We start from the raw sequence: 10,230 nt of genomic DNA, 5'->3' as shown, positions 1-10,230 counted from the left end.
GTGGGCCGGGGCGCGGGGAAACGGGCGCTGCGCGGTGGACGTACGAAATATGTGGTGTTGCTCCATGGGTCGTAAGGGTCGTCGTGCGCGGGGGACAGGGTCGGCAGTTGGCGGTGCGGAAACCCGGTGGGCGACGGAGCGGGAGGGACCATTCCAGGAATGTCCACCGGGAAGTAGCGGTCGATCGCGGGGGCGCATGCGGCAGCGTCCGAAGGGGCCGGTGCGGGGCCGGGAAACTTCGTGGGCGGCCAGACGACATGGGAAAGCGGACCGGCCGGTTGCCGGGATCCGGGGGAATGCGGGCAGGGGCTCGGGCGGCCGCAGACGCAGCGAAGCCACAGTGCGCGCCAGTTGCGGCGGTGGTTCAGCGGGGGCGGAACGGGATCGGGATCCAGGTCATCGGGGTTCGTCATGGGTACAAGGTACTTGACTCTCAACTAGGTGTCTTTGACGAAGTTGACCCATGACCAATAGTCATACGCCTACGGTCGATCACGTGGCTAAGGCGATCAAACTCATGGGTGCGCACGAGATCCGTATCCGCTTGGGCGGGGTGAGCCGGCAGCGGGCGTACCAGATCACCAGCAGGTCCGACTTCCCCACTCCGGTGGCAGACCTTGCGCAAGGCAAGGTTTGGCTGACCGAGGACGTCGAGGCATGGATGAAGGTCCACCGCCGCGACGTCGACGACACCGAGGACTGACCCTCCCCGGCCCGCAGCACCGAAGGCCGCCTGCTCCCGGCGGGCGGCCACGGTGCGATTCATGCTGCCCGCCCAATGGATTGCTTGAGCGATCGCAGTAGCCGGGCGGCTTCGGCGAGAAGCGCGCTGCAGGCGCCCGGGATGGTTATCCGCCGCCGGTGGGCGGGGTGAGACCGGGTAGCTGCGGCGGCATGCCTCTGCGGTCGGAGTTGGTGCGGGCTGCCGGGGACAGCGCTATCCCGTCGTCCAGGCGTATCACCAGGCCCCTCATCTCCAGCAAGGACAAGCGCCGCAGCACCGTTCGCAGGCCCAGCCCGGCCCGCGCGGCCAGCTGATCCGGGTCGATGGCGCCCAGCAGGGGCATGGCCTCCAGGACCAGCGCGCTTTCCTCGTCGAGGCTGTCCCGGGCATGTTGCGCGGCGCGGGCTGGTTCCGATATGTACTCGCCAATGGTGCCCACCTCGTCCAGAACATGGGCTGCTGTGGTGACAAGCCTTGCCTCGGGGCAGCGCCGCAGAAGTTCGTGGCAGCCCACGGACATGGCCGAGGTAACGGGACCCGGTACGACCATCGCCCGCCGACCCAGGGCAAGCACCCTCCCCATGGTCTGCACCGCCCCACTGCGCGCCGCCGCCTCCACCACCACCGCGCCGGTAGTGGCGGCAGCTATCACGCGATTGCGGATCAAGAAGCGGTGGCGCAGCGGCTCGGCACCGATCGGCCATTCGCTCATCAGCAGCCCACTCGACTCGATCTGCTCGAACAAAGAGGCATTGCCCAGCGGGTACGGCCGGTCGACCCCGCACGCCAGCACCGCCACGGTCAGGCCGCCGGCAGCCAGCGCGCCGTGATGGGCTGCCGAGTCGATGCCGAAGGCGCCGCCCGACACCACTGTCCACTCCTGCTCGGCGAGGCCGAAGCTGATGTCCGTGGTCACGTGCCTGCCGTACTCCGTGGCTGCGCGGGCGCCGACAACGGCCACTGAGCGTTCGAAGGCGTCGTTGAGTGGGCGTTCGCCGCGTACCCAGAGGCAAAGCGGTGGCCGGACGTGCCGGTCGATGCTGTTCGTGCCGTCCAGTTCGAGGGTGGCCAAAGCGTCGGCACCGGGTGGCCATTCCCGGTCCGAAGGGATGATGACCCGGGCGCCGAGGCGTTCACCCTTGCGCAGCGCGAGGTCGGCGAACCTGCGGGGGTCGTCGATGCCGCTTCGAGCTCGTACGGCCGCCAGCAGGGAACTGTTCGCGATCTCGCCTTTGAGGAGCTGCTTGAGCGTTGTCTCGGCTCCTTGTGACTGCACGAGTTGCCAGATGGTGCGGTTACCCGGCTCGGCCAGCCAAGTGAGGGCCACCCGGGCCAGACGGTCGCCCGCTGAGTCCGTACTCATGCGGTCTGCTTGGTGATCTTGGGTTGTGCGCTTTGGATGCCGACGGAACGCGCCGGGGAAGTAGTGAGCGCGCGAAGGCTGTGCAGCACTTTCGGGTCAAGGGCGGGTTTGCCGGTCACGGGCGTCTCCCATTCTGAGTTGGGCGGCCTCGTCCACGTCGGAGCCGCTGGGGCTGGTGTGTCCGCTCAGGTCGGCGACTGTCCACGCCAAGCGGAGGATTCGGTCGAAGCCGCGGGCAGACAGCGAACCGCGGTCGAGGCTGGCCCGCAGGGTTGCGGTCTGCCGGGCGGAGAGCCGGAACGGGGGCCGGCGCAGGTGCGGGCCGGGTACGTCGGCGTTGATCCGCCAGCCCCAGGCCGCCCACCTGGCCTCGGCTGCCTGCCGGGCGGCGGACACGCGCCCGGCTACGTGAGCCGAGGACTCCGGGGGATCCGATGACGAGGTCATCAGCTGGGCGGCGCGAACCGGACGCAGCCTGATCTGGATGTCGATCCGGTCGAGCAGCGGCCCGGAGAGCTTGCTCAGGTAGCGGCGGCGGGCGAGCGCGGTGCACTGGCAGTACTGGTCGCCGGACGAGGCCGCACAGGGGCACGGGTTCGCGGCCACGACGATCTGCACGCGCGCCGGATATTCGGTGCTGCCACGCGCCCGGGCCAGGACCACCCGTCCGCTCTCCAAGGGCTGGCGGAGGGCTTGCAGGGTTGCGTTGGCGAACTCGGGGGCCTCGTCGAGCAGCAGCACACCGCGATGTGCCAGCGAGATGGCGCCGGGGCGGGCGATGCCCGAGCCGCCACCGATCAACGCTGCGGTGCTCGCGCTGTGATGCGGGGCCTGGAACGGGGGCCGTCTGATCAGTTGGCCGTCCGGCGGGAGCAGCCCGGCTATGGAGTGCAGGGCTGTCACTTCCAGTGCGGAGGTGTCGTCGAGCCGGGGCAGGACCGAGGGGAGGCGTTCGGCGAGCATGGTCTTGCCGGCGCCGGGCGGCCCGAGCATGGACATGTGATGACCGCCCGCCGCGGCTACCTCGATGGCGTAGCGGCCCATCTCCTGACCGGCAAGGTCGGCCAGGTCGGCGCCGTCGGGCACCGGGTCGGCTGCGGGCGGGGGCGGGGGGAGCAGTTCCGACTCGCCGCGGATGTAGCCGATCAGCCGGCGCAGCGAGTCGACCGCCTGCACGGTCAGGCCGGGGACCAGGGTTGCCTCGCGGGCGTTGCCGAGGGGCACCACAACGCGGGTGATCCCGGCCGCCGCGACCGCTGCGACCATCGGCAGGACGCCGCGCACCGGTCGTACCGTTCCGTCGAGGCCCAACTCGCCCAGGACCGCGACGCCTTCCATGGGGGCGAGGGGCAGCTCTCCCGCCCCGGCGAGCAGCGCAACGGCGATCGCCAGGTCGAAGGCACTTCCTTGCTTGGGCAGCGTGGCCGGCAGCAAGTTGACGGTGATGCGACGGTTGGGCCAGCGCTCGCCGGAGTTGACGATGGCCGCCCGTACGCGATCCCGGGCCTCATGCAGGGCGGCGTCGGGGAGCCCGGTCAGCACGAGGGCCGGCAGTCCGATCGACAGATCCGCTTCGACCTCGACGACGTGGCCGCGTACGCCGACCAGCCCGACGCAGAGCACTCTGGCGTAGCTCATGTCAGAACGCCGCCCGCAGGTGATCGATGTGCGCCGGACCCTTGGGCTGGGGGAGCACCGACACCACGTCGAAGCGGACCTCGCGGGGCCGTACGGAATTCTGGGACAGCCAGATCGCCGCCAGCCGGCGCAGCCGGCGGATCTTCGCGGGGTTTATCGCCTCCACCGCAAGCCCGAACATCGTGCCGCGGCGGGTCTTGACCTCGCAGAACACAAGGTCGTCGCCGTCTCGCAGGATCAGGTCGACCTCGCCGTCGGCGCAGCGCCAGTTGCGCTCCAGCAGGATCAGGCCCTCGTCGCACAGGTGTCGTTCCGCGATGCGCTCGCCGTATTCACCCACGGCCTTGGTCTCGTTCGTCATGCCGGGGACCTTGGCAATTTTTCTGCCTCGACGCGACCGAGCCTGTGGACAAAGCGCTCCGGCCCGGTCACCCGGGCCATCCCGCAAGGCGAGCAGATGTGGATAACCGGCATGGCTCCCACCGTTTGTGCTACACGAGCCCGCGTGTCCGGTATGTCGGATCGGGTGGCCCGTTCGAGGGCGTAAGCAGGGGCACACCTGCCCGGAAGCAGACTCCGGCGCCTACGGCGTATGCTTGGTCCCGGCGACCGCCTCGTGCGGTCGACCTCGCGCGCCCTCTGCACGTGCCGTGTCCCGATACCCCAGCGGTGTCGGATCAGCCGGCAGCGACGGCCCTCCCTGGTCCCGGCTCTCCCGGGCCCACCCTGGGCCGACGACCGGGCGCCAGGACGCCCACCGCCGGTGAGCGTGACAACCAGGGAAACAGGGAGCAATTCACCATGGCCGTCGTGACCATGCGCCAGCTACTGGAAAGCGGTGTCCACTTCGGGCACCAGACCCGGCGCTGGAACCCGAAGATGAAGCGCTTCATCTTCACCGAGCGCAACGGTATCTACATCATCGACCTGCGCCAGACCCTCGACTACATCGAGAAGGCCTACGCGTATGTGCGCGACACCGTCGCCGAGGGTGGCCACATCCTCTTCGTCGGCACCAAGAAGCAGGCTCAGGAAGCGATCGCCGAGCAGGCGACCCGCGTGGGTCAGCCCTACGTCAACCACCGCTGGCTGGGTGGCATGCTCACCAACTTCCAGACGGTGTACAAGCGGCTCCAGCGCATGAAGGAGCTCGAGGCTCTGGGTGACCTGAGTGGCACCGCCACCGGTTACACCAAGAAGGAGACCCTCCAGCTCTCGCGCGAGAAGGAGAAGCTCACCAAGACCCTCGGTGGTCTGCGTGACATGACCAAGGTGCCGTCGGCGATCTGGGTTGTCGACACCAAGAAGGAGCACATCGCCGTCGACGAGGCCCGCAAGCTGGGCATCCCGGTCATCGCGGTGCTCGACACCAACTGCGACCCCGACGAGGTCGACTTCCCGATCCCGGGCAACGACGACGCCATCCGCTCGGCCGAGCTGCTGACCCGGGTTGTTGCCGCCGCCGTCGCCGATGGTCTGATCGCCCGCTCCGGCCGGGGCCGTGGCGCCGACGCCGACTCGAAGCCCGAGGCGACCGTCGCTGCCGGTGAGCCGCTGCCCGAGTGGGAGCGCGACCTGTACGAGGGTGCCGAGAAGAAGGCCGCGGACGTGGAGCCGGCTGCTGCCGCCCCCGCCGCCGCCGAGCCGGCTGCCCCCGCCGCCGAGTCGGCTGCCCCCGCGGCCGAGTCGGCTGCCCCCGCGGCCGAGCCGGCTGAGCCGGCTGCCCCCGCCGCCGAGCCGGTGGCAACCGCCGCGGAGTAAATCCTCCGTACAAGCCGGCCGCCGCGAGGTGGCCGGCTTGCACCAAGCCAGCGAGACTCAAGCCAGCGAGACTTCAGAGGATCAGAGAGAGTCATGGCCAACTACACCGCCGCGGACGTCAAGAAGCTCCGCGACCTCACCGGCGCCGGCATGATGGACTGCAAGAAGGCGCTCGACGAGTCGGACGGTGACTTCGACAAGGCCGTTGAGTTCCTGCGCATCAAGGGTGCCAAGGACGTCGGCAAGCGGGCCGGGCGCACCGCCGCCAACGGCATCGTCAGCCACTCCGGCAACGCGCTGCTCGAGCTCAACTGCGAGACCGACTTCGTCGCCAAGACCGCCGACTTCGTCGCGCTGGGCGCCCAGCTCGTCGAGCTCGGTGTGCAGAACAAGGCCGCCGACGCCGCCGCGCTGCTCGCTCTGTCGCTGGACGGCAAGCCGGTAGCCGACGTCATCCAGGACTTCTCCGCCAAGATCGGCGAGAAGATCGTGGTCAACCGCTTCGCCGAGCTTGACGGCAACGTCGCGGTCTACCTGCACCGCAAGGCCCAGGACCTGCCGCCGCAGGTGGGCGTGCTGGTGCAGTACACCGGCAAGACCGGCGAGGCCGGCGACGACGACGCCCGCGCGGTCGGCATGCAGATCGCGGCCATGCGCCCCAAGTTCCTCACCCGCGAGGAAGTCCCGGCCGAGACGGTCGAGAAGGAGCGCAGCATCGCCGAGCAGACCGCTCGCGAGGAGGGCAAGCCCGAGCAGGCGCTGCCCAAGATCGTCGAGGGTCGGGTGAACTCCTTCTTCAAGGACTTCGTCCTGCTTGAGCAGCCGTCGGTCACCGACAACAAGAAGACGGTCAAGCAGGTTGCGGCCGACTCCGGTCTCGAGATCACGGCGTTCGTCCGCTTCGAGGTCGGCCAGGAGTAATCCAGCCGCTACGCATTGCGGGAGGCCGGGACGCGAGACAAGCGCCCGGCCTCCCCGTCACATAAGGTCTCGTGTTAGCGAAGGAAGGGCGGGGTCGGCATGACGATGGTGACCGAGCAGACTGCCGTGGTGGGCGAGGTCCCCTCCCCGCGGCCCGAACGGCCGCGACGGGTCGTCCTCAAGCTCTCCGGTGAGGTGTTCGGCGGCGGTGCGGTCGGTGTCGACCCCGACGTCGTGCAGGGCATCGCCCGGCAGATCGCCACGGTGACCCGCCGGGGCGTGCAAGTGGCCGTGGTCGTCGGTGGCGGCAACTTCTTCCGCGGCGCCGAGCTGCAGAAGCGCGGCATGGACCGCAACCGCGCCGACTACATGGGCATGCTCGGCACGGTCATGAACTGCCTGGCCCTGCAGGACTTCCTCGAGAAGGAGGGCATCGAGACGCGGGTGCAGACCGCGATCACGATGGCCCAGGTCGCCGAGCCGTACATCCCGCTGCGCGCGATCCGCCACCTCGAGAAGGGTCGCGTCGTCATCTTCGGCGCCGGCGCCGGCATGCCGTACTTCTCGACCGACACCGTCACCGCGCAGCGGGCGCTGGAGATCCACGCCGACCTCGTGCTGATGAGCAAGAACGGCGTCGACGGCGTCTACACCGCTGACCCGCGCACCGACCCCGAGGCGCGCAAGATCGAACACATCACCTTCGCCGGCGTGCTCCAGCGCGGGCTGCGAGTCGCCGACCAGGCCGCTTTCAGCCTCTGCGAGGAGAACGGCCTGCCCATGCTCGTCTTCGGCGCCCAGGGCGACGACACTATCGTGCGAGCCGTCAGCGGCGAGAAGATCGGCACCTTGATCACCGCGTAAACCCCTTTCCACCAGACACAGAAGCAAGGAGGCGACGAAGTGGAGATCGACGAAATCCTCTTCGAGGCCGAAGAGAAGATGGAAAGCGCGGTCGAGCACGCCAAGGAGGAGTTCGCCGCGATCCGCACGGGCCGCGCCACCCCGGCGATGTTCGCCAAGATCGTCGTTGACTACTACGGCGCCCCCACCCCGGTGCCGCAGATGGCCTCGATCGGCGTCCCCGAGCCGCGCATGGTGATCGTGAAGCCCTACGACGCCTCGCAGATCGGCCCGATCGAGCGCGCCATCCGCGACTCCGACCTCGGCGTGAACCCCAACAACGAGGGCACCCAGCTGCGCATCCACCTGCCGCAGATGACCGAGGAACGGCGCCGCGACATGATCAAGATCGCGCGCAGCAAGTCGGAGGAGGGCCGGGTGGCGATCCGCAACGTGCGCCGCAAGGCCAAGGAGCAGATCGACCGCGCGGTCAAGGACGGCGAGATCGGCGAGGACGAGGGCCGGCGCGCCGAGAAGGAGCTGGACGACACCACTCAGCGCTACGTCGCCGTGGTGGACGAGCTGGTCAAGCACAAGGAAGCCGAGCTGCTCGAGGTCTGATGTCGTACCTCGAGCCCGGCGGCGGGCACCCCTCAACCGGCGGCGCAGCGTCAGGCACCCCTGACGCTGCCGCTCCTCACGCCGGAGTCACCCCGCCCGCGGCGCGGCCGGCAGTCACCCCGCCCGCGGAGTGGCCGGCCGTGCACCAGCAGCGTGACGACGAACCGGCCTGGGCCGCCCCCACCGCTGCGACCTCGACGTCGGAGGCGGAGTGGGAATTGACCGCTGCCGAGGCCGCGCGCCGGGGCCCGGGTAAGCGCCGCGCCGGCCGCAACGGCAAACCTGCCAAGCCGAAGGGGCGAGCCGGGCGCAACCTGCCGGCCGCTATCGGAGTCGGCGCCGGCCTGGTTCTGGTCGTACTCGTGTCGCTGTTCGTCTGGACGCCTGCCTTTCTCGGTGTGATCGTGCTGGCCGTCAGCGTCGGCATCTGGGAAATGGTCCGGGCGCTCCGGTCGGCCGGAGCCCGGCCTCCGCTGATCCCGCTGCTCGCGGGCGGCCTGCTGATGGTTGGGCTGGCCTGGTTCGAGGGGCCGGACGCGCTGCAACTGGGCCTGGTCGCCACCCTGCTGGCCACGTTCGTGTGGCGTTTCAGTGAGAGCGAGCACAAGGACCGCATCCGCCACGATCTGGGCGTGAGCGCGCTCATCGCGGTGTACGTGCCGTTCCTGCTCAGCTTTGGCATCCTGCTCGTGCAGCCCGAGGACGGCCCCGAGCGGGTGCTCTGCACCCTGCTCGCGATTGTGTTGTCCGATACCGGTGGCTATGCGGCGGGGGTGTTCTTCGGCAAGCACCCGATGGCCCCGGCGATCAGCCCGAAAAAGTCCTGGGAGGGCTTCGGTGGCTCGATCGTCGCCGCGTCCGCGGGCAGCTCCCTGCTGCTGCACTACCTGGTCGGCGTCCCGTTCCAATGGGGTGCCTTGTTCGGTGCGGTGATTTCCGTCGCAGCAGTCATCGGCGACCTGGCCGAGTCCATGCTCAAGCGCGACATCAAGATCAAGGACATGAGCAACCTGCTGCCCGGGCACGGCGGGCTGATGGACCGGCTCGATTCGATCCTGTTCGCCGTCCCCGCGGCCTACGTGCTGCTCACGATCATCGCGCCGCCGGGGTAGGCATGTGTACCCGACGTGGGAGACTTGACGGGCCATGACGATTCTTCCGGTCATCCCGACCAGCCCCGACACCCCCGACGCGGTCACCACGCGCCGCCGCCCCACCATGCCCCCGCGCCACCTGGCCGACCTGGACCTGGAGGCGCGCAAGGCTGCGGTGACCGAGCTCGGTCTGCCCGCGTTCCGGGCCAAGCAGCTCTCCACCCACTACTTCGGCCGGCTCGTGCGCGACCCGGAGGCGATGACGGACCTGCCCGCCGCCGCCCGGTCCACGCTCGCCGGTGACCTGTTCCCGACGCTGCTCACCGCGCAGCGCGAGCTGACCTGCGACGACGGCGCGACGCGCAAGACCCTGTGGCGGCTGCACGACAACGCCATGGTCGAGAGCGTGCTCATGGGTTACCCCGACCGCATCACCGCGTGTGTCTCCAGCCAGGCGGGCTGCGGCATGGCCTGCCCGTTCTGCGCCACTGGCCAGGCCGGGCTGACCCGCAACCTGTCGGTGGCCGAAATCGTCGACCAGGTCGTCTACCTCGCGGGCGTGGCGGCCTCCGGCGCGGTCACCGGCTCCCCGCCGCGGCTGTCGCGCGTGGTCTTCATGGGCATGGGCGAGCCGCTGGCCAACTACCCCCGGGTGATCCAGGCCGTCCGGCGCCTCACCGCGCCCGCTCCGGAGGGCCTGGGCCTGTCCCAGCGCCACATCACCGTCTCCACCGTGGGTCTCGTGCCCGCTATGCGCCGGTTGATCGCCGAAGAGCTCTCGGTGACTCTTGCGCTGTCACTGCACGCCCCCGATGATGATCTGCGCGATGAGCTAGTGCCCGTCAACCAGCGCTGGAAGGTGGCCGAGGTGCTTGATGCCGCGTTCGACTACGCGGCGCAGACCGGCCGCCGGATCTCCATCGAATACGCCCTGATCAGGGACGTAAACGATCAGCCTTGGCGTGCCGACCTGCTTGGCAGGCTGCTGCACGGCAAGCTGGCGCATGTGAACTTGATCCCGCTCAACCCGACGCCGGGCAGCAAGTGGGACGCCAGCCCCAAGCCGGTCGAGCGGGAGTTCGTCCGCCGGCTGCGCGAGGCCGGCGTGGCCACCACGGTCCGCGACACCCGGGGACGCGAGATCGACGGTGCATGCGGCCAGCTGGCCGCAAGTGAGCTGACGGCGGTGGACGCAGGGGGCTCCACCACCCGCGCGGAGGTGGCACGATGACTGGGCTCAGATCCCAGCGGACGCGAATTTGGGA

Annotated in this window: 10 protein-coding genes; 7 read left to right on the top strand and 3 right to left on the bottom strand. The window is 69.5% G+C overall.

Features of this window, described 5'->3' with window-relative positions:
- Positions 1-517: 517 nt before the first annotated feature.
- A complete protein-coding gene (locus TFC3_RS26185) occupies positions 518-703 on the top strand; it encodes a regulator (RefSeq protein ID WP_067507623.1) in 186 nt (61 codons plus the stop codon).
- 145 nt (positions 704-848) lie between these two features.
- On the opposite strand, the gene TFC3_RS26180 is transcribed toward TFC3_RS26185, so the two are convergent.
- From TFC3_RS26180 to TFC3_RS26170, 3 genes are all read right to left on the bottom strand, one after another.
- Entirely contained in the window at positions 849-2,087 is a 1,239-nt protein-coding gene (locus tag TFC3_RS26180) for a DNA-processing protein DprA (RefSeq protein ID WP_067505211.1), read from the bottom strand.
- Positions 2,088-2,183: 96 nt separating this feature from the next.
- Entirely contained in the window at positions 2,184-3,725 is a 1,542-nt protein-coding gene (locus TFC3_RS26175) for a YifB family Mg chelatase-like AAA ATPase (protein WP_067505208.1), read from the bottom strand.
- Position 3,726: 1 nt separating this feature from the next.
- A complete protein-coding gene (locus tag TFC3_RS26170) occupies positions 3,727-4,086 on the bottom strand; it encodes a YraN family protein (RefSeq protein ID WP_067505205.1) in 360 nt (119 codons plus the stop codon).
- A gap of 440 nt (positions 4,087-4,526) precedes the next feature.
- On the opposite strand from TFC3_RS26170, the gene rpsB reads away from it, so the two are divergent.
- The 6 genes from rpsB (at position 4,527) to rlmN (ending at position 10,196) form a co-directional block, all read left to right on the top strand.
- Positions 4,527-5,486, top strand: a complete 960-nt coding sequence (rpsB, locus tag TFC3_RS26165; RefSeq protein ID WP_067505202.1) for a 30S ribosomal protein S2 — start codon at positions 4,527-4,529, stop codon at positions 5,484-5,486.
- A gap of 93 nt (positions 5,487-5,579) precedes the next feature.
- Positions 5,580-6,407, top strand: coding sequence for a translation elongation factor Ts (tsf, locus tag TFC3_RS26160; protein WP_067505199.1), 828 nt, complete (start codon positions 5,580-5,582; stop codon positions 6,405-6,407).
- Between the two features lie 99 nt (positions 6,408-6,506).
- Positions 6,507-7,271, top strand: coding sequence for a UMP kinase (gene pyrH / locus TFC3_RS26155; RefSeq protein WP_067505195.1), 765 nt, complete (start codon positions 6,507-6,509; stop codon positions 7,269-7,271).
- Between the two features lie 78 nt (positions 7,272-7,349).
- Positions 7,350-7,871 carry a ribosome recycling factor gene (frr, locus tag TFC3_RS26150; protein ID WP_067507620.1) on the top strand — a complete coding sequence of 174 codons (522 nt, stop codon included), beginning with the start codon at positions 7,350-7,352 and terminating at the stop codon, positions 7,869-7,871.
- Positions 7,871-8,983, top strand: a complete 1,113-nt coding sequence (locus TFC3_RS26145) for a phosphatidate cytidylyltransferase (RefSeq protein WP_067505192.1) — start codon at positions 7,871-7,873, stop codon at positions 8,981-8,983. Before frr ends, TFC3_RS26145 begins: the two co-directional genes overlap by 1 nt.
- Positions 8,984-9,017: 34 nt before the next feature.
- Positions 9,018-10,196: a 23S rRNA (adenine(2503)-C(2))-methyltransferase RlmN gene (gene rlmN, locus TFC3_RS26140; protein WP_067505189.1), complete on the top strand. Its 1,179-nt coding sequence runs from the start codon at positions 9,018-9,020 to the stop codon at positions 10,194-10,196.
- The last annotated feature ends 34 nt before the right edge of the window (positions 10,197-10,230 follow it).

The sequence above is a fragment of the Actinoplanes sp. TFC3 genome (assembly GCF_001553785.1).
Taxonomy (GTDB): Bacteria; Actinomycetota; Actinomycetes; order Mycobacteriales; family Micromonosporaceae; genus Actinoplanes.
Note: the sequence above shows the minus strand (reverse complement) of the source record. Positions and strands in the feature narration are given on the sequence as shown.